20 protein-coding genes and 2 pseudogenes are annotated in these 25,886 nt (G+C 51.4%); 14 read left to right on the forward strand and 8 right to left on the reverse strand.

Going from position 1 to position 25,886, the window contains the following annotated elements:
- Positions 1–9 precede the first annotated feature (9 nt).
- Together OGV50_RS15020 and OGV50_RS15025 are read right to left on the reverse strand one after the other, a co-directional pair.
- Positions 10–468: a MarR family winged helix-turn-helix transcriptional regulator gene (locus OGV50_RS15020; RefSeq protein ID WP_012134229.1), complete on the reverse strand. Its 459-nt coding sequence runs from the start codon at positions 466–468 to the stop codon at positions 10–12.
- A gap of 149 nt (positions 469–617) precedes the next feature.
- Positions 618–782, reverse strand: a complete 165-nt coding sequence (locus OGV50_RS15025; protein ID WP_071818873.1) for a DUF1127 domain-containing protein — start codon at positions 780–782, stop codon at positions 618–620.
- 177 nt (positions 783–959) lie between these two features.
- Here OGV50_RS15025 and OGV50_RS15030 point away from each other — a divergent pair, with 177 nt between their 5' ends.
- Positions 960–2,372: an aminotransferase-like domain-containing protein gene (locus OGV50_RS15030; protein ID WP_012134231.1), complete on the forward strand. Its 1,413-nt coding sequence runs from the start codon at positions 960–962 to the stop codon at positions 2,370–2,372.
- Between the two features lie 55 nt (positions 2,373–2,427).
- Here the strand turns inward: OGV50_RS15030 and OGV50_RS15035 are convergent, their stop codons facing one another.
- Positions 2,428–3,354, reverse strand: a complete 927-nt coding sequence (locus OGV50_RS15035; RefSeq protein WP_111925704.1) for an Rpn family recombination-promoting nuclease/putative transposase — start codon at positions 3,352–3,354, stop codon at positions 2,428–2,430.
- A gap of 201 nt (positions 3,355–3,555) precedes the next feature.
- Here OGV50_RS15035 and mdtM point away from each other — a divergent pair, with 201 nt between their 5' ends.
- The 7 genes from mdtM (at position 3,556) to trpS (ending at position 11,002) form a co-directional block, all read left to right on the forward strand.
- Entirely contained in the window at positions 3,556–4,797 is a 1,242-nt protein-coding gene (gene mdtM / locus OGV50_RS15040; RefSeq protein ID WP_049009412.1) for a multidrug efflux MFS transporter MdtM, read from the forward strand.
- Positions 4,798–4,894: 97 nt separating this feature from the next.
- Positions 4,895–6,175: a DUF445 domain-containing protein gene (locus OGV50_RS15045; protein ID WP_058669144.1), complete on the forward strand. Its 1,281-nt coding sequence runs from the start codon at positions 4,895–4,897 to the stop codon at positions 6,173–6,175.
- 82 nt (positions 6,176–6,257) lie between these two features.
- Positions 6,258–7,409, forward strand: coding sequence for a double-cubane-cluster-containing anaerobic reductase (locus OGV50_RS15050; RefSeq protein WP_200091307.1), 1,152 nt, complete (start codon positions 6,258–6,260; stop codon positions 7,407–7,409).
- Positions 7,410–7,418: 9 nt separating this feature from the next.
- Positions 7,419–8,186, forward strand: coding sequence for a putative 2-hydroxyacyl-CoA dehydratase activator YjiL (gene yjiL, locus OGV50_RS15055; protein ID WP_012134240.1), 768 nt, complete (start codon positions 7,419–7,421; stop codon positions 8,184–8,186).
- Positions 8,183–8,434 (forward strand): putative Se/S carrier protein, encoded by a 252-nt coding sequence (locus OGV50_RS15060; protein WP_012134241.1) that lies wholly within the window; start codon positions 8,183–8,185, stop codon positions 8,432–8,434. Before yjiL ends, OGV50_RS15060 begins: the two co-directional genes overlap by 4 nt.
- 116 nt (positions 8,435–8,550) lie before the next feature.
- Entirely contained in the window at positions 8,551–9,741 is a 1,191-nt protein-coding gene (locus OGV50_RS15065) for an MFS transporter (RefSeq protein ID WP_012134242.1), read from the forward strand.
- A 253-nt stretch (positions 9,742–9,994) separates the two neighbouring features.
- Entirely contained in the window at positions 9,995–11,002 is a 1,008-nt protein-coding gene (gene trpS / locus OGV50_RS15070) for a tryptophan--tRNA ligase (RefSeq protein ID WP_012134244.1), read from the forward strand.
- A 407-nt stretch (positions 11,003–11,409) separates the two neighbouring features.
- Here the strand turns inward: trpS and OGV50_RS15075 are convergent, their stop codons facing one another.
- Both OGV50_RS15075 and OGV50_RS15080 read right to left on the reverse strand, forming a co-directional pair.
- Positions 11,410–12,672, reverse strand: a complete 1,263-nt coding sequence (locus tag OGV50_RS15075) for an aromatic amino acid transporter (protein ID WP_012134247.1) — start codon at positions 12,670–12,672, stop codon at positions 11,410–11,412.
- Positions 12,673–12,778: 106 nt separating this feature from the next.
- Positions 12,779–14,149, reverse strand: a complete 1,371-nt coding sequence (locus OGV50_RS15080) for a tyrosine phenol-lyase (RefSeq protein WP_024130746.1) — start codon at positions 14,147–14,149, stop codon at positions 12,779–12,781.
- 755 nt (positions 14,150–14,904) lie between these two features.
- Here OGV50_RS15080 and OGV50_RS15085 point away from each other — a divergent pair.
- Together OGV50_RS15085 and OGV50_RS15090 are read left to right on the forward strand one after the other, a co-directional pair.
- Positions 14,905–16,029 (forward strand): annotated as a pseudogene (locus tag OGV50_RS15085) (Fic family protein); the annotation flags it as partial.
- Between the two features lie 123 nt (positions 16,030–16,152).
- A complete protein-coding gene (locus OGV50_RS15090) occupies positions 16,153–17,352 on the forward strand; it encodes a type II restriction endonuclease (protein WP_024130747.1) in 1,200 nt (399 codons plus the stop codon).
- A 50-nt stretch (positions 17,353–17,402) separates the two neighbouring features.
- Here OGV50_RS15090 and OGV50_RS15095 read toward each other — a convergent pair whose 3' ends face one another.
- From OGV50_RS15095 to OGV50_RS15105, 3 genes are all read right to left on the reverse strand, one after another.
- Positions 17,403–18,827: a DNA cytosine methyltransferase gene (locus tag OGV50_RS15095; RefSeq protein ID WP_233594330.1), complete on the reverse strand. Its 1,425-nt coding sequence runs from the start codon at positions 18,825–18,827 to the stop codon at positions 17,403–17,405.
- A gap of 292 nt (positions 18,828–19,119) precedes the next feature.
- Positions 19,120–22,635 (reverse strand): AAA domain-containing protein, encoded by a 3,516-nt coding sequence (locus tag OGV50_RS15100; RefSeq protein WP_012134253.1) that lies wholly within the window; start codon positions 22,633–22,635, stop codon positions 19,120–19,122.
- Positions 22,636–22,951: 316 nt separating this feature from the next.
- The gene (locus OGV50_RS15105; RefSeq protein ID WP_153258731.1) at positions 22,952–23,731 is read right to left on the reverse strand and encodes an HNH endonuclease; all 780 of its coding nucleotides are present in this window, start codon (positions 23,729–23,731) and stop codon (positions 22,952–22,954) included.
- A 160-nt stretch (positions 23,732–23,891) separates the two neighbouring features.
- On the opposite strand from OGV50_RS15105, the gene OGV50_RS15110 reads away from it, so the two are divergent.
- The 4 genes and pseudogenes from OGV50_RS15110 to OGV50_RS15125 form a co-directional block, all read left to right on the forward strand.
- Entirely contained in the window at positions 23,892–24,782 is an 891-nt protein-coding gene (locus OGV50_RS15110; protein ID WP_153258730.1) for a hypothetical protein, read from the forward strand.
- Positions 24,783–24,920: 138 nt separating this feature from the next.
- Positions 24,921–25,115 (forward strand): helix-turn-helix transcriptional regulator, encoded by a 195-nt coding sequence (locus OGV50_RS15115; protein WP_001561320.1) that lies wholly within the window; start codon positions 24,921–24,923, stop codon positions 25,113–25,115.
- A gap of 16 nt (positions 25,116–25,131) precedes the next feature.
- Positions 25,132–25,476 carry a hypothetical protein gene (locus tag OGV50_RS15120; RefSeq protein WP_233594329.1) on the forward strand — a complete coding sequence of 115 codons (345 nt, stop codon included), beginning with the start codon at positions 25,132–25,134 and terminating at the stop codon, positions 25,474–25,476.
- 57 nt (positions 25,477–25,533) lie between these two features.
- Positions 25,534–25,872: pseudogene (locus tag OGV50_RS15125) on the forward strand (ParB family protein); the annotation flags it as partial.
- Positions 25,873–25,886 lie beyond the last annotated feature (14 nt).

Below are 25,886 nucleotides of genomic sequence, written 5' to 3' on the forward strand. Positions count from 1 at the left end.
TTTTTAGAGTTAATTATCTTCTTCGCGGATTAACCGCAGATTGCAGGCGATTTGATTTAATGTGGCGCTGAAGGCGGCAAGTTCCGCTTCCGGGATAGTACGGGTGACGCGTTGCTGATAGGTCTCAATCACCCGGTTCAGTTCCTCCAGCCTTGAACGGCCTTGCGCTGTCAGCGTCAGCAGGCGGATGCGTTTGTCATATGGCGATGTTGAACGCACCAGATAGCCCTGTTTTTCCAGTTGCGTGAGGGTGCGCATCAGCGGCGGCAGCTCAATGCCCTGCACCTCCGCCAGTTCGCTGACCGAGACGTTATCACCCAACTGATGCAGTTGCATCAGCACCGTCCAGCTTGACTGCGTCAGGCCGGTATCGGTGATGGCAGCATCAATAATTGCACGCCACTGGCGTACCACCATTGCCATGCGCATCCCCATCGGACGGCGGGCAAACAGCTCATCTTCAGTCATCTCTCTTTCCCCTCTTAGCAGATGGGAAAATAATACTTATCAGGATAAGTATCAAGAAACAGCTAATAAGGAAGCATAAATTGATAAATTACGTGAATGTAAAAAAGGCCGGACTGAATACAGCCCAGCCTCTGTGGTGTTACGGGGGATCACTCAATCTGATCCCGTCGCAGCCCCACATCCTTTAACTGTTCATCGTTCATGCGTTGCAATACACGCTGCGTCTGCGCCCGCAGTCGCCATCTTTTTATTGCTCGCCAGACCTGAACAAAACCAATAAACGGCTGTTTTGCGCGATTCTCGTGAAATTCCATACTCCACCTCCCCACCTGGTCAGAGGCTTTATCTTCCCGGATCTTCACCACCACAATACAGATTCAAAAAATACTTTTCTTTGCCATACAGATTGGCTAAAACGGTATCTGAACGCGATTTCGACCACCGTTCTGTACTGGTTTTTCCATCTGTATGGCAAGAGTGAGGGATACAGCATGACGCGTTACCAACATCTGGCTAATCTGCTGGCCGAGCGTATTGAGCAAGGGCTGTATCGCCACGGGGAAAAATTGCCCTCGGTGCGTAGCCTGAGTCAGGAGCATGGGGTGAGCATCAGTACCGTACAGCAGGCATATCAGACGCTGGAGACGTTGCAGCTCATCACTCCACAGCCGCGCTCCGGCTACTTTGTCGCCCCACGCAAGGCGCAACCGCCGGTGCCGCTGATGTCACGCCCGGTACAGCGACCGGTAGAGATCACCCAGTGGGATCAGGTGCTGGACATGCTGGAAGGGCACAACGACAAATCAATTATTCCTTTCAGCAGCGGCGTCCCCGATATCCACCAACCCAGCCTGAAACCGCTCTGGCGCGAACTAAGCCGCGTGGCGCAACATAACCTGGGGGCGGTGCTGGGCTACGATGAACTGGCCGGATACCGCGAACTGCGGGAACAGATCGCCCGCCTGATGCTTGACAGCGGTTCGGTCGTCAGCGCTGATGATATCGTTATCACCAACGGTAGCCAGAGCGGTTTGTCGCTGGCGCTGCTGACCGTCTGCCAGGCGGGTGATATTGTCGCCGTCGAATCCCCCGCCTATTACGGCACCATGCAGCTCCTGCGCGGCTTAGGAATAAAAGTCATTGAAATCCCGACCGACCCGGATACCGGTATCAGTATTGAAGCGCTGGAACTGGCGCTGGATCAATGGCCGATTAAAGGGGTTATCCTCGTACCAAACTGCAATAATCCCCTCGGGTTTATTATGCCGGACGCACGCAAACGGGCAGTGCTCAGCCTCGCGCAGCGCCACGATATTGTGATTTTTGAAGATGACGTGTATGGCGAGCTGGCGACGGATTACCCTCGCCCCCACACCATCCACTCCTGGGATATCGATGGTCGGGTGCTATTGTGCAGTTCGTTTACCAAATCCGTCGCGCCGGGCCTGCGCGTAGGCTGGGTCGCTCCGGGTCGTTACCACGATCGTCTGCTGCATATGAAATACGCCGTCATCGGCACCAACGTTCCCGCCACGCAGCTGGCGGCGGCCACCTTCGTCCGCGAGGGCCACTATCACCGTCATGTCCGGCGAATGCGCCAGATCTACCAGCGCAACATGGAGATCTATACCTGCTGGGTACGCGAATATTTTCCCTGCGGGATCTGCGTCACCCGACCAAAAGGCGGCTTTATGCTATGGGTCGAGCTGCCGGAGCATATCGATATGGTCTGCGTCGCCAGACAGCTATGCCGCCTGAAAATCCAGGTCGCGCCGGGGTCACTGTTTTCCGCCTCCGGGAAGTATCGCAACTGCGTGCGCATCAACTGTGCGTTACCGCCGAACGAGAAACATCGTGAAGTGATGCAAAAACTTGGAGAGGCGGTGAAAGTGGCGATGGAATAAGCCCGCCCGGCAGAACGGCGTTTACCGGGCCTGTGATGCGCTGGCGAATATGTGTTTAGTGGTTCAGTGCGATAACCTCTTCAACAGCAAGTCCGGTGATACGTAAAACCGTATCGCGATCGATGCCGTCTTCCAGCATTGTACGCGCGATACGCTGCGCCTCAGCCCGTTGGCCTTGCTGTAAGCCTTGCTGTAAGCCTTGCTGCATACCCTCCTGGCGACCCGCTTCATGTAATCGTTCAGCTATCGTCATCAGACTCTCCTTGTGTTGGGGGGAACGTTCGGCCACCTCGTGAATAAACTGGCTAAAACGAGATGCATCGCCGCACTGCATCATATAATTAAACAGCACTTTAAGCTGGCTGTCGGTAGTGTATCCCATCACCAAAAGTGAGGCCAGTTGCTCCACCAGCCCCATCAGGTCACGCTGGCGGATATGTTTTTGTATCAACTCCAGCAAGGCAATACGCCGATGTTGCATGATCTCACTATCCGGCGTCACGGTGATATCCACCAGCGGAAAGGCCGCAGCATAAAGCCGCCTCGCCAGTTCCGGGTCGGCAAACTCATCCAGCCAGCATAAGGAATAGGGATAGGGGCTGTCGATACCGTGATAAAACAACATCGGCACCACCAGAGGGAGTCGTTTATGCCCGGCATCCAGGTGATGTTGCATCGCGGCAATCGCATAACGCATCAAACGAAACGCCATATGCGCATCCGGTGAACTCTGATGCTCAATCACAACATAAATATAGCCATCTCCCCCTGTCGTTTTCAGCGACCAGAGCACATCAGAATAATAAGCGCGCAAATCCTCCTCGATAAAGCTCCCGGACTCCAGCTTCAGCGTGCTCAAGTCACAAAGCTCAAGCAGCGCAAGAGGAAGATGGATTTCAAGAAAATCACGTGCGGTGTTGGGGTGACATAAAAACGTTTTGAAAACCGCATCATGCGGAGTGGATGTCGTTCCTTTTTTCATGGCAATCCATCGCGTGTTAAACAACCCGGCGTCACCTTACCTTGTCAGGATGCCAACGACATTCGGTATTATGCGTTGCTGCGAGGCGCTATCAACGATAAATTCACCTTTCTGCAAGGCGTACATTTTTTCTGAATACGCCACGCAGAAATGTTTCACTGTACCCGTTCAGGGTTTTCTCCGACATGGAGTGCGATTTATATGCAACGGATACGTCAATTCTTCTCCCGGCGCGCGACAACGCTATTTTTCCCGATGGCGCTGATTCTGTACGACTTTGCCGCCTATCTGTCGACGGATTTGATTCAGCCGGGCATCATCCATGTCGTGCATGATTTCAATGCCGATGTCAGCCTGGCTCCGGCATCCGTCAGTCTCTATCTGGCCGGAGGGATGGCATTGCAGTGGTTGCTCGGCCCGCTTTCCGACCGGATTGGCCGCCGACCGGTGCTGATTACGGGCGCGCTTATTTTCACCGTTGCCTGCGCCGCCACGCTCCTTACAACGTCGATGACGCAGTTTCTGGTCGCGCGTTTCATTCAGGGCACCAGCATCTGTTTTATCGCCACGGTCGGTTACGTTACCGTGCAGGAAGCCTTCGGCCAGACCAAAGCCATAAAACTGATGGCGATCATCACCTCAATAGTTCTGGTTGCGCCGGTTATCGGCCCGCTCTCAGGCGCTGCGCTAATGCACTTTGTTCACTGGAAAGCCCTGTTCGGCATTATTGCACTGATGGGGCTGATCGCCCTGTGCGGCCTGGCGCTGGCGATGCCAGAGACGGTACAACGCGGCGCGGCGCCGTTTAGCATTCCCGCCGTCCTCCGCGATTTTCGCCATGTCTTTCACAACCGGATTTTCCTCTTCGGCGCCGCAACGCTTTCGCTGAGCTACATCCCGCTAATGAGTTGGGTGGCGGTCTCGCCAGTAATCTTAATCGACGCGGGCGGCATGACTACCGCGCAGTTCGCCTGGGCGCAGGTGCCGGTGTTTGGCGCGGTAATCATCGCCAATATGATGGTCGCTCGGGTTGTGAAAGATCCTGGCGATCCGCGTTTTATCTGGCGCGCACCGCCGATACAGCTTGTCGGTCTGGCCATCCTGATCGCAGGAAATCTGTTGTGGCCTCATGTCTGGCTGTGGTCAGTGCTGGGCACCAGTCTGTACGCTTTTGGCATCGGGATGATTTTCTCGACGTTGTTCCGCTTTACGCTGTTTTCCAACACTCTGCCTAAAGGCACCGTCTCAGCGTCGCTGAATATCGTCATCCTGACAGTCATGGCCGTCGCTATCGAAGTCGGACGCGGGCTGTGGTTTAACGGCGGCAAGATTCCGTTTCATCTGTTGGCGGTGGTGGCAGGAATTGCGGCGGTGTTCACATTGAAAGGGCTATTACAGCGCGTGCGTCAGTATGAGGTAACAGAACTGGCAACTGAGAAATAAACTCATGCCTGATGGCGCTACGCCAGAAGGCCTTCACCGCAGGTAGCCCGGGATGAACTTTTGCACGATCCCCCCGTCTGGCTCTATCCTTAACGCTATGAATAAAATTGCTGAACTCAAACGCGCCAAACGACTGGCGCTCTCGCTGCTGCTGATTGCCGCCGCCACGTTCATCACGACGCTTTTCCTGCCGCCAAATTTTTGGGTACTCGGCATTAAAGCCATTGCGGAAGCGGCAATGGTGGGCGCACTGGCAGACTGGTTCGCCGTCGTGGCGCTGTTTCGTAGGGTGCCGATCCCGTTTATCGCGCAGCATACCGCCATTATCCCGCGTAATAAGGATCGAATCGGCGAAAATCTTGGCCAGTTCGTGCAGGAGAAATTTCTTGATACCCAGTCGCTGGTCGCGCTCATTCGCCGTCATGAACCGGCCTTGCTGATCGGCAACTGGTTCAGTCAGCCGGATAACGCCCGGCGGGTTGGGATGCATTTGCTGCAAATCATGAGCGGTTTTCTCGAACTGACGGACGACGCCCGTATTCAGCGCCTGCTCAAGCGGGCGGTACACAAAGCGATCGATAAAGTGGACTTCTCTGGCACCAGCGCGTTAATGCTGGAGAGTATGACCAAAAACGATCGTCATCAGGTACTGCTGGACACCCTGATCGCGCAGTTGATCGCCCTGCTTCAGCGCGACAGCTCACGCGCGTTTATCGCGCAGCAAATCGTGCGCTGGCTGGAGACGGAACATCCGCTAAAAGCAAAAATTTTACCGACCGAATGGCTGGGGGAACACAGCGCAGAACTGGTTTCCGATGCGGTGAATTCGTTGCTGGATGATATCAGCCACGACCAGGCGCACCAGATCCGCCATGCCTTCGATCGCGCCACTTTTAAGCTGATCGACAAACTCAAAAACGATCCAGAGATGGCCTCCCGGGCGGAAAGCATCAAAGCGTACCTGAAAGAAGATGAGGCGTTTAACCATTATCTTGGTGAACTCTGGGCTGATTTACGCCAGTGGCTGAAGGCAGATATTAACGCAGAGGGTTCCCGCGTGAAGCAGCGGATCGCCCATGCCGGGCAATGGTTCGGCGAAACGCTGGTGGCGGATGATGCCCTTCGCGCTTCGCTCAACGGCCATCTGGAACAGGCTGCGCACCGGGTCGCGCCGGAGTTCGCCGCGTTTCTGACGCGCCACATCAGCGACACGGTAAAGAGCTGGGATGCCCGCGATATGTCACGCCAGATAGAGCTGAACATCGGCAAAGATTTGCAGTTTATCCGCGTCAACGGCACGCTGGTCGGCGGCTCCATCGGGCTGGTGTTGTATCTGCTGTCGCAAATACCGTCCCTGCTGACGTTACCCAACTTTTAAGCAGATCAATAAACACCTGGTTTTTACAGGGTTATAATGCGTGGTCTTTTCATTGTCTCCCGTGTTACGGGGAAGGAAAACCATGTCGCTTATCACCGATCTACCCGCCATTTTTAACCAGTTCTCCGACGCCCGTCAGAAAGGCTTTCTCACCGTCATGGATCTTAAAGAACAGGGGGTTCCACTGGTCGGCACCTACTGCACGTTTATGCCGCAGGAGATCCCGATGGCGGCGGGTGCGGTTGTCGTTTCCCTGTGTTCAACGTCGGACGAAACCATCGAAGAAGCCGAAAAGGATCTGCCGCGCAACCTGTGTCCTCTGATCAAAAGCAGCTACGGCTTCGGCAAAACGGACAAATGCCCCTACTTTTATTTTTCCGATCTGGTGGTGGGTGAAACCACCTGCGACGGCAAAAAGAAAATGTACGAATACATGGCCGAATTTAAGGCCGTACACGTCATGCAACTGCCCAACAGCGCCAATGACGCCGCCTCCCGTGCGTTATGGAAAGCAGAGATCCTGCGTCTGCAACAGGCTGTGGAAACGCGTTTTGGCCGCCCCATCAGCGAAGCCGCCCTGCGCGATGCGATCGTATTGAAAAACCGCGAACGCCGCGCGCTGGCCAATTTCTACCACGTCGGCCAGCTTAATCCTCCTGCTCTTAGCGGCAGCGATATCCTGAAAGTGGTGTACGGCGCGACGTTTCGTTTTGATAAAGAAACGCTTATCGACGAGCTCAACGGCATGGCTGACCGCGTGCGCCAGGAATGGCAGGACGGCAAGCGGCTGGACGCCCGCCCGCGCATTCTGATCACCGGCTGCCCGATTGGCGGCGCGGCAGAAAAAGTGGTACGCGCCATTGAAGAGAACGGCGGTTGGGTCGTCGGATTTGAAAACTGCACGGGGGCAAAAGCCACCGAACAGTGCGTTGAAGAGACGGGCGATGTCTATGACGCGCTGACCGACAAATACCTCGCAATTGGCTGTTCCTGCATTTCGCCCAACGACCAGCGGCTGACGTTGCTCAGCCAGATGGTAGAGGAGTATCAGGCGGACGGCGTCGTGGATGTGATTTTGCAGGCCTGTCATACCTATGCCGTTGAGTCTATGGCGATTAAGCGCCACGTACGCCAGCAGCACAACATCCCTTATATCGCCATCGAAACGGACTACTCCACTTCGGATATCGGGCAACTCAGCACCCGCGTCGCGGCCTTTATCGAAATGCTGTAAGGAGCGCCCGTGACGTATTCGATTGGCATTGATTCCGGCTCCACGGCGACAAAAGGCGTTTTGCTGGCGGAGGGCGTTATCACACGCCGTTTCCTCTGCCCCACGCCGTTTCGCCCCGCCGATGCTATCCACGAGGCGTGGGAAACGCTAAGCGCAGGGCTGGACACGCGCCCGTTTCTGACGCTAACCGGCTACGGACGCCAGTTGGTTGATTTTGCCGATAAACAGGTGACGGAAATCTCCTGCCACGGACTGGGGGCGCGCTTCCTGGCTCCTGAAACCCGCACGGTCATCGACATTGGCGGCCAGGACAGCAAGGTTATTCAGCTGGATAACGACGGTAATCTCACCGACTTTCTGATGAATGATAAATGTGCCGCCGGAACCGGGCGTTTTCTGGAGGTGATTTCGCGCACCCTCGGCGCCAGCGTGGATCAACTGGATACGATCACCGACGGCGTTGAGCCTCATGCCATCACCAGCATGTGCACGGTTTTTGCCGAGTCTGAAGTGATCAGCCTGCGCTCTGCGGGCGTTGCGCCAGAAGCCATTCTTTCCGGTGTGATCAACGCGATGGCCAGACGTAGCGCCAATTTTATCGGCCGACTGTCTGCCGGGGGACCTTTGCTGTTTACCGGCGGCGTCAGCCACTGTGCGGCATTCGCGCGTATGCTGGAAAGCCACGTTGCGATGCCGGTTTACACCCATCCTGACGCGCAGTTTGCCGGGGCCATTGGTGCGGCGCTGATTGGTCAACGCCAGAGAAAACGCGGATGACGGAATATCTGTTTTTATTTCATTCGACGGTGGGCGTCATTCAGACCCGCAAAGCGCTTCAGGCTGCGGGAATGACCTTTCGGGTGGCGGATATTCCACGCCAGCTACGCGGCGGCTGCGGGTTATGTATTTACCTGCGCTGCCCCCCCGGCGAAGAAACGCGGTGGATTATCCCCGGTCATACCGAATCCATCTATCGCTGTGTGGATGATGGCTGGCACTGCGTAAAAACGATCGACGCCTGCTGAATTTCCCAACGCGTATATCTTGCCGGGCTCTCACACGCCCTCTATTTTTTACTTTTTATTATCATTTACACATGTAATATAACAAACACAAATTAACGCGCTAAGTGAGAGCAAGTATGGTTCAGGGCAATGCCGATTCAAACCGTCATGCCATCAGTACGGCACTCTTCGGCTTAATGGTACTAACGCTGGGAATGGGGATCGGACGTTTTCTGTATACCCCGATGCTACCGGTTCTGCTGTCTGAAGGTCAGTTTACCTTCGCAGCGCTTTCCTGGATTGCCAGCGCCAACTACGCGGGGTATCTGGCGGGCAGCCTGTTGTTCTCCTTCGGCGCCTTTCACCTCCCCTCTCGCTTACGGCCAATGCTGTTGACATCGGCGGTAGCAACCGGAGGATTAATCCTTGCGATGGCGATATTTACGCAACCTGCCATCGTGATGCTGATCCGTTTTCTGGCCGGGGTCGCCAGCGCCGGAATGATGATTTTTGGCTCGATGATCGTCCTGCAACATACCCGTCACCCGTTTGTGATTGCGTCGCTTTTCTCCGGCGTTGGCGCCGGTATCTTGCTGGGCAACGAGTATGTTATCGCCGGTTTACGCTATACGCTTTCTTCCCATGCGCTGTGGTCGGGCGCAGCCGTTATCTCCACCGTGTTACTGCTGCTCCTGGCGTTCCTCATCCCTGCCCGCGCCCACGCGTTGCCGCCCGCTCCTCCGGCGCCGACGCATAATCCGCTGATGCGCTGGTGGCAACTGGCGCTGCTGTATGGCTTCGCCGGATTTGGCTACATCATCGTCGCCACCTATCTGCCGCTGATGGCGAAAAACGCGGGCTCGCCGCTACTCACCGCCCATCTCTGGTCGCTGGTGGGACTGGCGATCGTTCCCGGTTGTTTTGGCTGGCTGTGGGCGGCAAAGCGCTGGGGCGTATTACAATGCCTGACGGCGAATCTGCTGATTCAGGGGGTCTGCGTCATACTCACGCTCGCCAGCGACGCACTGCCGCTTCTTATTATCAGCAGCATTGGTTTTGGCGCGACGTTCATGGGGACAACTTCGCTGGTGATGCCGCTGGCGCGGCAACTGAGCGTGCCGGGGAATATCAATCTGTTGGGTCTTGTCACGCTCACCTACGGCATCGGTCAGATCGTCGGCCCACTGTTAACCAGCCTGTTAGGCAGCGGCACTGAGGCGATCGCCAGTGCAACGCTTTGCGGCGCTGCGGCCTTATTTTTCGGCGCCGTCATCAGCATGATTCAACTTGTTAAGCAGCGGCAGTTTACGCAAAAAAGAGAATGCTGAAGAGCGCTGATGGCAAGCAGAGTGAACAGGTTGCCCATTAACAACCCTGACATAGCAGGTTTACCCCTGCGCTTAACCGTGATACGGTCATTTTTATGAATAAACAGACTGCGATTCCCCAACGCCATAACCGCTGGTGGCTGCCTGACTAAAGGCGGCACGGTTCTGTTTTATCCCCGTATTAATAGCCGCCGAAAGGCGGCTATTGCGTTCCAGAGACGTCTTTCGGTTTTTTCACGTAAAGGAGTCTTTGATGAACACAAAACCCACCATTCTGACCGGCGATCGCCCTACGGGCGCCCTGCACCTCGGGCACTACGTTGGCTCACTGCGCCAGCGCGTTGCTTTGCAGCATACCCATCAACAATTTGTGCTGATTGCCGACCTGCAAGGGCTGACCGATAACGGTACGAACCCGCAAAAGATCCGCGACAACATCCCGGAAGTGCTGGCGGATTATCTGGCCGCCGGGATCGACCCTGAACTCACCACGCTCTGCCTGCAATCCGCCTTACCTGCACTGGCGGAACTGACCATGCTGTATATGAATGTCGTCACTGTCGCCCGCGTAGAGCGTAATCCGACGGTGAAAAATGAAATTGCGCAGAAAGGCTTTACCCGCTCGTTACCGGTCGGATTTATGGTCTACCCCATCAGCCAGGCGGCGGATATCACCGCGTTTAAAGCGGAATATGTGCCTGTAGGAGACGATCAGTTGCCGATGATCGAGCAGACTAACGAAATCGTACACAAGATGAACAGCCTGTTGCCTGCCCCGCTACTACGCCACTGTCAGGCGATTCTGAGCGACACCGGCCGTCTGCCCAGCATTGATGGCGGCGCTAAAATGTCAAAATCTCTCGGCAATACCCTGCAACTCTCCGCCAGTGAAGATGCGATCCACAAAGCGGTTAGCGCCATGTACACCGATCCTCACCACCTTAACGTCAGCGATCCGGGTCAGATCGAAGGAAATGTCGTGTTCACCTGGCTGGATGCCTTTCACCCGGACAAAACGAAAGTCGCGGCGATGAAAGCGCATTATCAGCAGGGGGGGCTTGGCGATCGCACCTGTAAAAACGAACTGGAAACCTGTTTGCAGGAGTTGATTGCCCCAATGCGCGAGCGGCGGGCAACCTATATTCAGGATAAAGGCATGCTGATGCAGATACTGCAACAAGGCAGTGAACGGGCGCATGAGGTCACACAGACAACGCTACGGGAAGTGAAACGCGGGCTGGGATTGCCCGTACTATTTTAACGCTTGTCAACCCGGCGGCAGGGTTGCCGATCGTGTTACTCCTCCACATTTTGCAGAGTGAACAAAAAGCTTTACACCGCGCACACGATAAGAACGACGCGGCGATCTTTTACGCAATGCCTGCGCTGACTAAAATAGCGCCTGCATTTTAAACAGAGGATTGTTGTTATGTTGTTCTGGAAAAAGATGGTGAAGAAGATCGACGCATTCTCAACGTTGATTCCACCACGCTACTTCCGGGTGTAAATCCAGGCAGGCCTGTCAGCGACAGGCCTGATTGCTTTTGTGAGTTTTATTCTTGCGCAGTCCGCATTTTCTTAACACCACCACCCACACCCTCAGCCAGGCGTAACGATAAACCAGCGGATGCTGTAACCTGAGTAATGTCAGAAACATAGCGCCTCCCGCTAACGGAACGTCGGCAGTAAACCAAACACATCCAGCACCACCGTCAGATACACAATCCCTCCGCCGACAATCACCAGATTCAGCACCGTATTGTTACAGGGGGCGGTATAACGCGCCGTGGCAAAACGCTTACGGGACGCTTTCACCAGAAATGGCGGCAGGATCACGCTCCAGATGGTAAACGCCAGTCCCGCATAGCCAATCGCGTGGACAAAACCATTCGGGAAAAAGAAACAGACGGCAGCGGGCGGGAAATAGGTCACCAGCGCGGTTTTCAGTCTGCCGATGCCGTTATCCGGGAAGTGGAACAGATCGGCAATATAATCAAACAGACCCAGCGTAGCGGCCAGCAGCGAACTGGCAACGGCAAAGTTACCGAAAAAGGTCAGGATTAAATCCATATAGCGACTGGTAAACAGCCCACTGATGGCTTCCACAAACACATCAATATTGCCGCCTTTGGCAATGATCGGCGAAAACTCGGCGCGGCTGATATTGCCCATCGTCACCGCCAGCCAGAAGATATAGAGCAGCACGGCAAACAGGGTGCCAATCACGATGGAGCGCGTAATATGGGATACGCCGTGGGTGCCATACAGTTTCACCAGACTCGGCACATTGCCGTGAAAACCAAAGGAGATAATGCAGAACGGCAGCGTCATCAGAATATAGGGCAGATATTGCGTATTCGGCAGTGCGATGGCGACGCTATCGACCAGTTTCGCCACCTCAATATGGCCGATTAGCCCGGAGAACGTGGCAAAGAACGCCACAAACTTACCGACGATCAGAATGGTGGTGATCCGCCCGACCAGCAGCGAGCTATACCAGGCGATTACGCCAACCAGCATACTGACGACAATAACGGAGATGTTTGCCGGGAAACGAAAACCGCTATATTTAAACACCGTCTGCGCCATCACCGCCGATGACCCGGAGATATACGCATAGGTTAAAATATAGAGTACAAAACCAAAGGCGATGCCAACCACGATATTCCACTTTCGCCCTAATAGATCCTGAGTAAAGGTGTTAAAACTGGCTCCGGCACCATAGTGAAGGTTCACTTCCACCAGCATCAGGCCGGTTAATAACATCATGATGGCAATAACGATTAGAATAACAGAGGCGCCGGGAAACCAGACTCCCGCCATCGCAATAGGCAGGGAGAACATTCCCCCGCCGACTACCGTTGCGATGACAAGCATCGTCCCGCTAATAAGTCCGGGGGAACTCTGTCGTTCAATGGCATTAATATCCATGATAAATGTTCCTGTTGACTATTAATTATAATTACGGCTGTCATTTGTACATCTTCGGATAATAAAAAACAAAAAGCCCCATTTAAAAATGGGGCTATCAATACCATTAAATATAATCAAAACGTGCAGTAAAGAAGCGCAACTGCTTAGGCTCATAAATAAACTTCAGCCCGCGAATATCCTCTTTATGCTTATAGAGTTTAATAATGCCATCGGCCACCACATCCATATGCGCATAAGTATAAACGCGGCGTGGAATAGTCAGGCGTACCGTTTCCAGTTTTGGCCGGTGGTGATCGCCCGTCTCTTTATTACGCCCTGCGGAGATGATGCCACGCTCCATGCTGCGCACGCCCGTTTCCATATAGATGCTTGCCGCCAGACTCTGCGCCGGGAACTGGTCCTGGGTCAGGTGTTCGCAGAAGCGACGAGCATCGAGGAATACCGCATGGCCGCCTACCGGTTCAACAATCGGCACACCTGCCGCCTTCAGCTTATCGCCCAGATAACGAACCTGCTTCACACGGTGCTCAATGTACTCAAACTGCATGGATTCACGCAGACCAATGGCCATTGCTTCCATGTCGCGCCCGGCCAGACCGCCGTAGGATGGCATCCCTTCATATACCACCACCAGCTCTTTAGCCGCCGAGAACATCTCATCATCGTTCATGCACAGGAACCCGCCGATATTCACCAGGCAGTCTTTTTTCCCGCTCATGGTACACCCATCGGCGTAGCTGAACATCTCATGGACGATCTCTTTGATGCTCTTGTTCTCAAAGCCTTTTTCCTGCTCTTTGATAAAATAGGCGTTCTCTACGCAGCGGGTTGCATCGTAGAAGACTTTAATGTCATGCGCCTGCGTCAACTCCCTGACGGCACGCATATTCGCCATCGAGACCGGCTGACCGCCCGCAAGGTTCACCGTCACCGCCAGACAGATATAGGCAATATTTTCGGCGCCCTTTTCGTCAATCAGTTTTTGCAGCTTTTTAAGATCGATATCGCCTTTAAAGGCGATATTCAGACCGGCATCGTGCGCCTCATCACGGACGATATCCACAAAGGTGGCGCCATTTTTTTCCTGATGATAACGCGTGGTGGTGAAATACATATTCCCTGCAACATATTGCCCCGGTTTAATCGCCAGCTGCGATAACAGGTTTTCCGCCCCGCGCCCCTGGTGAGTAGGAACAATATGTTTAAAGCCAAACAGCTCCTGAACCGTTCTTTCCAGATGATAAAAGTTTTCACTGCCTGCGTAGGCCTCATCACCAATCATCATCCCGGCCCACTGCTTATCACTCATGGCGTTCGTACCACTGTCCGTCAGCAGGTCGATATAGATATCTTTCGAGTTCAACAGGAAGGTATTGTAGCCCGCTTCCTGCATTTTTTGGATGCGCTCATCACGCGAGATCATAGATACAGTTTCAACGCTTTTAATACGGAAGGGTTCTGCCGGATAATTCATTTTGTTTCTCCAGTTAACAGTGGTCATGTTCGTATTAATGTGAAGTAAAGCATACCTGGTCCATCAATAAAGATTGATGGAATATAACTATCCGCCTCCTGATTCAGGGGGAGAAATAATGTGATGGCACTATGCAAGATTTAATTCATGAAGAAAATAGCTCCGTCAATATTCGCCATTGGCGTAAATCATAAAATCTGTAAATACGCGTGATTTAAATCACATACCATTTTTTTACTGACTCAATTTCAACAAGTTATTTTTTATCTTTTGAATTGCAGTTTCCCTCCAGACGCGGTAAAAGAGAGAAAGCAGTGAAAACTTAACTTTCCAGCCTCTTTTCCGCTCACATTGTCGATTTTGTATACCAGGCTATTGTGAGATTGCGATCACCCTCCGCGCTTAATTTTGTGACTAACATCACCAAAAGTGTAAAGTAAAGTTTACGATACGGATCGATTTCAGAGATTACGATTTGCTTCAGGGATGAGGTTCACATTTTTTGGCATGGATTTGGGGAGAGTAGATAAGCAGCAAAGTTCACGTAGTTTGAGAATAAAAAGAGACCGTCGAACACAACGTTGCCAGTGGTTTTGATGAAGAACATGACTCTCTGCTGACGAGGTAGGATTCGCTATCCAACAGACACGCAAACAATGTGGCCCATCATAAAAGTTTTGATAAAGGAACGATTGGACCAGACGAGACTATGCACATACAGATGTCGAAGATGATGAATGGAGGCAGGATTATCGACAGGCTGTTCTCGTGACTCAGCCATGCAACGGATCCATTATCGCAACGAAGCAGGCAATCAGGCTGGCTTTGTCCTTACACCTAACATCATGTCAGTCTGTGAACTGGTGGACAAGCACGCCACAAGGCTGGTGCTCAAAGAACTTACCACCAGACTCAGGGAGGCAGGTAAAGAGTTAACAGCACTAAGTATGGAAGAGCCAATCACTTCATCGCAACTGGAAGGCGCTAACACAACTACGCTTGTCGCGCGGGACATGCTAGAAAGTGGCAGAGCCCCCCGTACCGAAGATGAACACATGATCGCGGGTAATGCGCGGTTGATGGCCGAAATTCCGGAACTTATCCAGGAGCCATTAACACCAGATTTAATCCGCCGTTTCCATGCCATTGGCATGGGTGGAATTAATGACGAAAAATACAGTCCTGGAGAATTCCGCGATACCGATGATGTAGTGATTGCAGATTATGACGGTAACATTGTTCATCAACCGCCAGCGGCCACCGACCTGCAGGCACGTCTGCAAATGGTGTGTGACTTCGTAAACGACACAGAATCCTACGTTCACCCCTTGGCAAAAGCCTGTGTTCTTCACTTCATGCTCGTTCACGAGCACCCTTTCAGAGACGGTAACGGGCGTACAAGCCGTGGGCTTTTTTACTGGTACATGCTCAAATCAGAGTACGACGTATTTAAATATGTCTCTATCAGCCAGCTACTGCATGCCGCCCCGGCCAAATATGCCCACAGTTACCAGTACACTGAAACCGATGGTATGGATCTGACGCACTATCTTGAATATCAGGCCAGTATTATCCATCGTGCTATGACAAGGCTCTTACAGCATGTAGACGATCTGGTTGCCCGCGCTGCCCGAATTGATCATTTTTTGTATAAATCAGGGAGCTTATCGCGGCTGAGCGGACGGCAAGTCACACTACTTAATATTATTCTGGCTGAGCCTGGTAAGAAATATTCCGCAGCAGGCGTAGCGGAGGCGCTGGGCGTATCGGATAACACTGCGCGTAATTATTTGCGTACCCTGGCACGTGCAAGTCTCTTAACAGAGATGTCAGAAAACGACCAGAAAACGGTTTATAAGGTATCTCGGGAACTGAGCTGAATCTGGGAGAACAAGGAAAATAACGACATCACATAAAACGGCATCGTGAGTATTCACAAAGGCAGAGCTGTGGCAGGATAACTCTCTATAAATCAGCGATATTTTTACAGCGAGGAAGTGATGATGTCGGGGCTACATTCATGGCTGTTAGATAAGTCAACCAGTGACACCTATATGTTCATCAAGCGCTTGTCAGCCAACGATACCGGCGCGACGGGCGGACATCAGGTTGGCATTTACATACCTTCTGGCATTGTTGAACATCTTTTCCCTTCAATTAATCATACAAGGGATCTTAACCCGTCCGTGATGCTGAATGCGCATACCTCCTCACACAACTGCCCGGACAGCGAGGCCAGGGCCATTTATTACAATGGTCGTTTCTTTGGTAAGACCCGAAATGAAAAGCGTATCACCCGATGGGGGGGAGGAAAGAATCCTCTGCAAGACCCGGAGAATACGGGGGCGCTGGCGTTATTGGCGTTTGATCACCATCAGGGATCTGATAGCCAATTTGTTGATATTTGGGTGTGTCATAACGCAGAAGAAGAAGATATCGTTGAGTCATCGCTCGGAGAAATTGTTCCTGGATCGTTGGTCTATGGTCCCGCAAATGAGATTCTGGGTGGTCTGGCTTTAAAAGAACCAGTTTCCAGTGGGTATCGTCTTCCGGAAGAGTGGAGAACAAATTTCCCTTCAGGTAAGGAGATTATCCAGTATGCAGCAGCTCACTATTCCCCAAATGTCATAGGCCCGGATAAGCAACTGATTGAACGTCGTCGTGTTGAGTACGAAATTTTCCTACTGGTGGAGGAAATGCATGTACTGGGTATAGTTCAGTCTGGGTTTGGTTCCGTAAATGAATTTATTGCACTGGCGAATTCCGTGAGCAACAGACGAAAATCACGAGCCGGAAAATCACTTGAGCTGCATCTTGAACAGCTTTTTAATGAGCATGGACTGAAAACTTTTGAGACTCAGGCCGTTACAGAAGGAAATAAGAAGCCAGATTTTTTATTCCCCTCTGCGCAAGCTTATCACGATGAAGCTTTTCCAGAGCAGAAGCTGCGTATGCTAGCGGTAAAAACGACCTGTAAAGATCGCTGGCGGCAGATATTAAATGAGGCAGACAGGATTCAGGATATTTATCTCTTTACCCTTCAGGAAGGTGTTTCTGTTGCTCAATTTCAGGAGATGCAGCAGGAAAGGGTCAGGTTGGTTGTACCCAGTAGCCTTCATGATAAGTACCCGAAAGCTATCCGGGAATATCTTATTTCGTTAGAAACATTTATCGATGAAACTAAATCATTGTATGTCGATTAAATAATTTGATTCTGTTTCCCCCCGGATAAATTCCGGGGGATCTGTTTATATTATTTTTTGGTCGCCTTGCTTGCAGCGGCTTTCATAATATAAGGCTGAAGCAGTTTTGCCACGGCTTCAAAAACGGGAACGACCACTGAGTTCCCAAACTGTCGATAGGCCTGAGTATCGGAAACGGGGATTCGGAATGGCTTGCCTCCGGGTTGCTCAAATCCCATTAATCTTGCGCATTCATGGGGCGTCAGTCTTCTTGGCCTTTGTTCCTGATTCTCTGGATTAGAGAAATCGATTTCGCCGAGTTCTTTATCCCATCCTCTGTCGATGAGAATTTCAGATCCATCTTTATGGTAACGAGCGGATAATGTTCTCGCGACGCTATTTTCATTATTCGGATCAACCAGACCAAAACCGAACCCATTACCTTTGGCGGCATGCTTTTTAGCATAGTTATAGAGATATTCCCATAACTTAGGGCTCAGGATATATTTACTGTCAACCGCAGGGTCCAGAAGCTGACCAAATGTTGGTCTTTTCTCAGGGTAGAATTTATGAATATTCTTTAAAGTGAATCCCTGATGGATATTAAGGTCACGGCGGAATCCGACCAGAACAATACGCTCACGATGTTGTGGCAGGAAATTTTTACCATCAATAATTTTAGGATCATCTTTCCCTGTGATATTGGCATCAGCGACTTCATAGCCTAATTCATCAAGGGTATCCATAATGACTTTAAACGTTTTGCCTTTGTCATGGCTCTTAAGGTTTTTCACGTTTTCCAGCACAAAAATGGTTGGTTGCTTAGCCTTGATTATGCGGGCAACATCGAAAAAAAGAGTGCCCTGCGCTTCACATTCGAATCCATGTGCGCGTCCGAGAGAGTTTTTCTTACTTACACCCGCCAGACTGAATGGCTGGCAGGGAAAACCGGCCAGCAGGACGTCATGATCCGGGATGTGTTGATCGATATGGGCGTAGGCTTTCTCTTCTGAGATGCCTTCTTCTCCGCTTAGCGTGACTTCGCGGATATCCAGATTGAATGTGTGTGCGTCTTCATCGTTGTACCAGTTTGCTTTGTAGGTACGTACCGCTTCTTTATTCCATTCGCTGGTAAAAACGCATTGCCCGCCGATGGCCTCGAATCCTTTACGGATACCACCAATACCAGCAAACAGGTCAATAAAGCGGAAGTCATAGTCAGGATGATGAGCAGGTTGCTCCGGCAGCATTTTCCGTAACAGCACTTCTTCAGCCATGGTGAGCGATTTTGGCTCACACTTGCCATTTACCCAGCGGTTAAGCGTTTCGCGGCTCCACTCATTTTTACCTATTTTTCTTAGCAGTTCTGCGACATACTTCTGGTCGTAAATTTCAAGTACCCGATCAATCAGCTTCCTGTCGCGCTCTTGTTGTTGTTTTTCTTCAGCTTCTGCTTTTTCGAGCAGTTCCTGCGCAAATAAATCGAATTCAGACATAACGCCTCCTCGGGGTTTATGGGTGAAAATATATCACTCATTTGACCCAGATGAAACGATTTATTCTGGATATTTGATCAGTATATGGATTCAACGGAGCGTACAAATTATGAGAGCTAGCCAATAGTGTTGCCAATTGTTGTGGGGGGCGTACATACAAGCTGCGCAGTGAATCTTACAGTATCGGCATACATAATTCTTCGCTAAATCATATGGTTCCTGTATCACAACCGGTAATTTAGCCATCTTATCCTAAAGAAATAGCGATAAGATGGCTTATATAATCGCCGCTCTAAACCTGACGCCTCTCAAGGCTATTATAAATTGCCTCAATCTCGCCCTTCAGGTTATCACCGCAATAAACCATCGATGTATCGTATCGTTCATATCGCGCTTCACGTGTCGCACTAAACCAGTTGAATGATCCCACGCACAGCAAACCATCATCACCAATAACAATTTTACTATGAACACGATTGACCAGTTTTGTCGCAATACCAAGGGCGTTCAGTTTCTCCAGCGCCGCTTTGAGGTTCTGCTGCTTCTCTTTTCGCTTCTCAAAATCATTATGTTCAGTGTTGTAGCTTCTGTCAGTGACAATCGTGACGTTAATACCACGTGAACACGCCGCAATCATAGAATCAAGAAAACCGGTTTGCTCCAGTTTTTGCCAGGTCAGCCATGGAGAAACTATCGTGATGTGTTTACCGGTATTTTCAAACGTCTGATTCAGGAAATTATCATGCTGCTCCACACCATGGAGTGTGTAAATTTTGGTCTCGGAAGTTTTTAAATCCTTACGCTCTTTATAATCAAAAGTGAGCGCATTCTTCTCTGACTCAAAGAGATATTTTGCCAGTAATTCCCGCGGAGATGAAGCTGGCTGAATCTCAAACAGGTCCATATCGCCGAAGACCAGGAAACTGTCCTTCGCACGGGAGACAGCAACGTTCAGCATGCTGTTATCGCTATCAATAAACCCGCCGTCTTCATGCTTTGAATAGACTGGCGAGAATATCACAATCGCTCTTTCCGCTCCTTGAAGAGAGTGCACGGTGCCCACTGTGAGCGACTTTTCATTCGCGCCTGTACTGATACCTTGTTTACCCAGCGCCTGTTTGATGGTGGATACCTGCGCGCTAAAAGGCGTCACGATACCGACAATTTCATGAAGCGCTTTGCCGTAATGCGTTTCAATATCTTGCTGGTTCTCTGTAAGCCAGGCAGCTATCGTTTCAGCCTCAGGCAAATTATATCGACTTCCGCTACTTGCCAACTCTCCTTTACCATCAATATGGAGATAACCCATTGCGGGCATTAAATTGCTCTCTTCAAGCCCTCTTTTAGGCAACAACTTACCGTGATAGCAGAGCGTATTACAGTATCCAATAATATTATCGAAACACCGGCGGTGTTCATATAAGTACATCCCGCGAGCCAGTTCGGGATCATATTGATAGCGCGAAGCACACTGCGCTATTTTCATAACGCTGCCAGATGCGGCACTTTTGCCAAGCTCTGCGATTGCCGTATATTTCTCAGTAATCTCTTCTTGCGTACTCCCAGAAAGAATTTTTTCCGCCAGCATGTTACCTATATCAATAGCGGGAGCAATACTCCATATTGGCGGGATCTGTTCCGTATCACCAATCACTAATGCCTTTTTGGCTAAGGCAAACGAGGCAGCGGCCACTTCAGGAAGCACCTGCCCGGCTTCATCGACAATGAGTAAATCAGCGAAGTCATATAAATAGCTTTTCTCGAATTTACGTTGTCCTTTGTGTTCACTTATCTGCATATTGCCGGGCAGCATATAGCAGGTCATGACCACACATGGGGTAAGTTTCATTCGGCGTTGCCATCGGGCGGCTACCCCTTTAGCACCTTTCTTGCCCTTTTCTTTCTGCAGGTCATCAATGCTGGCCATATCCATCAGCCAACGGCCTTCCCAGTAGTGAGTCGTCAGTAAGAATGCAGGGAAGCGAATCTGCGTATCAGCCAGTTCATCGACCTGTGAGAAGCTCAGTTCCTCGTCGCCCTCATGCCCTAAATCAAGTGCCAGCCTCTGCCATTCCTGAGCTACCTGCTGTTCTTTAAGAACAATTTCATGGGTGGAGTCAATCTGCTGCCGGTAGGTTGTTTGCTCGCGCTCAGCGGAGTTGAGCAGTCCATCTATATTACGTTCGATGGTTTCAGGATCAGACCACTGATTTCCCGCAATCAGCGCACCTAATTTATCTTCGAGAAACAGTTGTATTTGGTACTGCCGCTTACTGCGAACCGCTGGTAGCCATGAAAATAATGAATAGATCAGTGATTCACTGGCCCGATATTTTTTCCATTCCGCTTTAGCACTCTTCAGTAGAGTGACTTTTTGTTCTTGCCCGGAAAGTAATTTATTTAAATTATCGAGATATTGCTCAATGTCGTTAGCAATAAGCTCTCGCGCCGCCCGAACCAGGCTTAACGTTTGCCATGTTGCGTTCAGCCTTACCAGTTGTTCGGATTTTGCTGCCAACTGACCATGCAGGAGTTCAATTACCTTTTCAGGGGATGAACAATCTTTTTCAGGGAAGGCTGCTTTAGCTTTCTCGAGATAAAACAGCAGTGCATCCTCTACATACTCTTTTGACTCAACCTGGTTGAAGAAATCTTCAGTTTGATATTTTTTGGCTGCCTCGGCTTTACGAGTGCTTGAGGGAAAATAAGCGCCGAAGCTTTTCAGCTCTGGCAACCATCGTCCGGCCATTGCACCAGTGCCCTGGGAAAAATCTTTCCCGAACGCCTCGATAATGTTCGTTACAGCCTGGTTATTCGTTGAAGTCGCGATAATAACCGGAGGTTCCGCTTTTTCGAGAGCCGCTCGGGCCCACTGCGTGGCGATGATAGAAAGCACCAACGTGGTTTTTCCGGTTCCCGGTGGACCATTGACGGCAAGGATATCGCCATGTCTTGCATCAAGAAAATGGCTTAAGGCATCGCGCTGAGCCTTTGCCAGCGGAAACTTATCCCCGGAGTGTCCAAGTCTGTCGCTGAATTTTGCTTCCGGAGGAAGTAATGACTCTGCAGCATGAACCTCTCGCGAGGCGAAGCGATTGAAGAGCGGCACATCCTTTTTGCAAATAAGCAGGTGATCATAAAGCGAAAGGATATGGAAACTGGCGCCGCCAGATTGCGCCGTTTTAACAATATAACCGTGCTCAGCGAGTTCATATTGCTCGGGATTTTTAATCCAGTCGCCGACAACGTTCTTCAGTAGCCTCTCTGAATCATCCAGATATTGACGCCAATCCTGCTGCCAGGCTGCATATCGTGCTTCTCGTTCTTCATCTGTTTCGGCAGTCTTATCAACGCTGTAATCAACGTTGATAGAGAATGACGTATGTGTCGTTTTGTATTTGTCATACTGCTCAATCTCACCAATCGAAAATGCCCCTTTTGGCAAAGGTTCAAGCAGGTCTCTGGGAATGGAAGTCGCTGGAGTCGGATATAAAAAACCTTCACGGCTCAACAGGGCTGACGTCACAATCGGGGTAACAATATCAGGCGCACCAGCGGAACGGTCCTTACCATGCTGCAGTAACCGGAAATAAACCTTTGGCCGCAAGATGATATCGACTGTTTCGACGTCGTCTTTTTCTCCCTCAAAAAATTTACCGACGATCGCTTCGTCAAGACGTCCCGCCGCTATCTCATGCCAGTGAGTGAAATTTTTGGCGTCTTTGCGTTCAAAACTGCCCTTTCCTGACTCAGCATCTGCAAGCGAGTTGCGCCAGTATGAGGCAAACCCTAAAGCATTTTCATCCATTACCAGTCCTATGACTCAATGAAATCCATTGATTTATCGAATATAAAATCACCGTATGGATAACTATTGTCCACGTTGAAAGGCTGGCTGCAATGTTTTGTTCACGCTTCGATACAAATACTCGGGTTATACGGAGTTCAGGAGGCAACCATATCCTGCTGCATGGCACATAAAAGCTTTATAACCGAAGCAGCAGAGGATTACCGGTTGCACAGCATGCTCCAGAAGCCCGTGAGCCCTACTGGACAGCGTTCAATGCAATATTGGAACCTGTAAGTTCAGAAAATAGCGCTGTCGAAGATAGTTTATAGCTTAACTATCTCAATAAATTCTCCCGATGCCACTCCAGATAACAATACGATTCAACAGAAAACGCCTTTATTTTCTCCGGCAACAAACACTGCTCTTTAACGCTAATATCCAGCTCATTACTAATTAATAAGCGCCCATCGTTCTCAAACGAAATCCATCCCTGATCGAAAAGAATATCAATATGTGCGGCCAGTATAATTCCATTAAACGGATCAAGGCGTTCATTCCCATTCTCGCAGGCAGCCCACGGTTTTATATGGCTGGCACGCAGTAACGGCGCAAAAGTCGTTCCCGTAACAGGGCATGCCGGATACAACATGAGACAATTTTTCCGAAAGGTACCCTGCCCCAGCCGTGCCGCAATCAGCTGCTCGCGTACGGTATCTTCAATACTTTTATCTTGCTGAATAATAAGACAGTCACGTTGCGCCTGTTCATCTCCATCAGAAGATATCAACGAAAGAACGCGCTGCTCAATCGCACTGTCTGAAAGCACACTCAATCGCTGATGCACACGCTGCGCTGAATGAGAAAGCACAGCAGGAGCGCCCTGCTCGTCAAGCCAGCCGACACGCACATCACTAAGCCAGGAATCAAAACGGTCACGACTATTTTTCAGACTATTGCGAAACTCATTGGCGGTTTTGCCCGCCCCGAAACGGGGATAAAACAAGTCATAAGCCTCTTTCCATTTCTGAACACTCAGTCCCACGGGTGGTTGAGATTTACCGTACTTCGACAAATACCACGCTACTTCAAGCAAATCGTCTTCCGAACTATTCAATGTTACATCCTGTTTTTCCAGCGTAAATAATCACCGGATTATGTCTGAAAAGATCGTTAACTAAACTGATCAGGTTAGTTGTTTTAGCAAAAACATCTCACACCGGTTTTCACCATCAACAAGCACGACACGCAACCTACAACACAAAAAGAAATATTCCATGCCCCCACATAAAATCCGCCAGGAGTGGCTGACGCTGGACGAGGCCGCAGAAGTCATCCGGCAGCACAACATCACGTTGCTGCCCGCCGACCTAATCCGCCATGCCCTGCATGGCGATCTGTCGCTCCCGGTCTACTTCCCTTCTCCCGTACTTCTGAGACCACTCAATCCCCCTTGCCGCTTTGCCTGCCGATTCAGCAAGCCCCCCTTTCCACCTTCGCAGTGCAACAAACCCGGCAACCGCAAAGTGATGGCGAACTTTCCGCCATGCAGACGCGACCCGACTCTGCAACTGACCACCAGCCATCTGTGGAATTTGCCGTTAATCGGCCTTGAGCGCCTGCTGCTCCACCAGCAACTGGCGAAAACATTGAATCGCCCTTGCCCCAAAGATACCCATTGCTGCAACCAGATTGGCATCGTGGTCTGCGATGAGAACGACAGCTACTACCAGCTCTGTTGCCGCAAATCGTTGCGGGAGCTTTTACTGGAACTGCTCGCCACGCAGAACAACCTCCAGGAAGAGCTACATCTGCTGATTGGCCAGCTGTATGGCAATGGTCGCAATGACCTTAAATCCCGGCTCAATCTGTCCGTCTGCTACCTGCAGGACACGCTGCCTCCTGACGCTCTGTTCGTCATCCGCCGCACTCATCTCGAGGCCTTCCTGACCCGTCATCAGCCAGAATCAAAGGAGCGGATCACCTCCGCGCTTTCCCGTTTGCTGTGGCTGGCCTGCAAGCACAACCCGCAACTGGACGATGAAATGCTGGAGCATCCCTACAAACTGCTGAACATTTTCGAATGCTGGGCGCGTGAGGATGGTATGCACCTGCCGCTGAGCCCCGAGACGTTGAAAACCGCCCTCCAGCGCGGCGCACCGCCATAACGCGATCAACTAATCCTTTCAACTAACAACTCTCACTACCCCGGATAAGGATTTTTACTGCCTGGCAGGGACGCTGCTGCTTTGATAACCACGCCCATCGTGCTGATGTGAACGAATCTGGACACAGGAGGAATGGTTATGAATAGCGACAGATTTTTACGCTTACGCCAGGTGGAAGACAAAATCGGCTTCGGTAAATCGTGGATTTATCGGCAAATACAGCTGCAACAGTTTCCGCCATCCATCCGACTCAACAGCCGCCACGTCGCCTGGCTGGAAAGCGAGGTGGACGCGTGGATCCACCAACGCATCCGGCTTACCCGCGATGTCTGAATGCCGGAGGAAGATAATGTGCGCTTCACACCTACTCAACCGCTGGCTTCACGGTGCCAGCAATATCGGAGAACAGGAGATGGTCCAGGTCAGTCTGGAGCAAATCCAGCCGTTCTCCCTCAATCCCCGCGTCACCCGCAACCCCGGCTATGACGTACTGAAAGCGTCAATTCTCGCCCGCGGGCTGGATAACCCGCCAGTGTTGACACGTCGCCCCGGCGATGAAAAATATATGCTCGCCAGCGGCGGGAATACGCGCCTCGCGATCCTCAATGAACTGTGGCAGGAGACGCAGCATGAGCGTTACCACCGCGTCTGCTGGCCGTTCAGACCGTGGCCGGAAACGCTGTCACCGCAGTAAGGCAAAGTCCAGTGCCTGATCGGCCATCTGGCCGAAAGCGACCTGCATAACGGATTGATGTTTATCGAACGCGCGGAAAGGATCCTGCACCTGCGCGATCTTTACCAGGAGGCAGGCATTGAATGCTCGACGCAGCTGGCGCTGGCGGAGCAACTCACCCGCGACGGCTATCCCGTCAGCCCGTCGCAAATCAGCCGGATGCTACAGACCGTAGACTGGCTGCTGCCCTGCATCCCCAACGCGCTATACGGCGGCCTGACCCGAAAGATTATCGATCGCCTGCTGGCGCTACGCAGCGCAGCGGAACAGGTGTGGGCAAAGCTGATACCGCTGGAGCGCCAGCCCGAATTTACCGACCTGTTCAGCACCGCCCTCGCCACCTTCAACGGCGAGCCGGAAGCCGTGGTACC

It is taken from the genome of Citrobacter sp. CK180, assembly GCF_030333655.1.
Lineage (GTDB): Bacteria > Pseudomonadota > Gammaproteobacteria > Enterobacterales > Enterobacteriaceae > Citrobacter_B > Citrobacter_B koseri.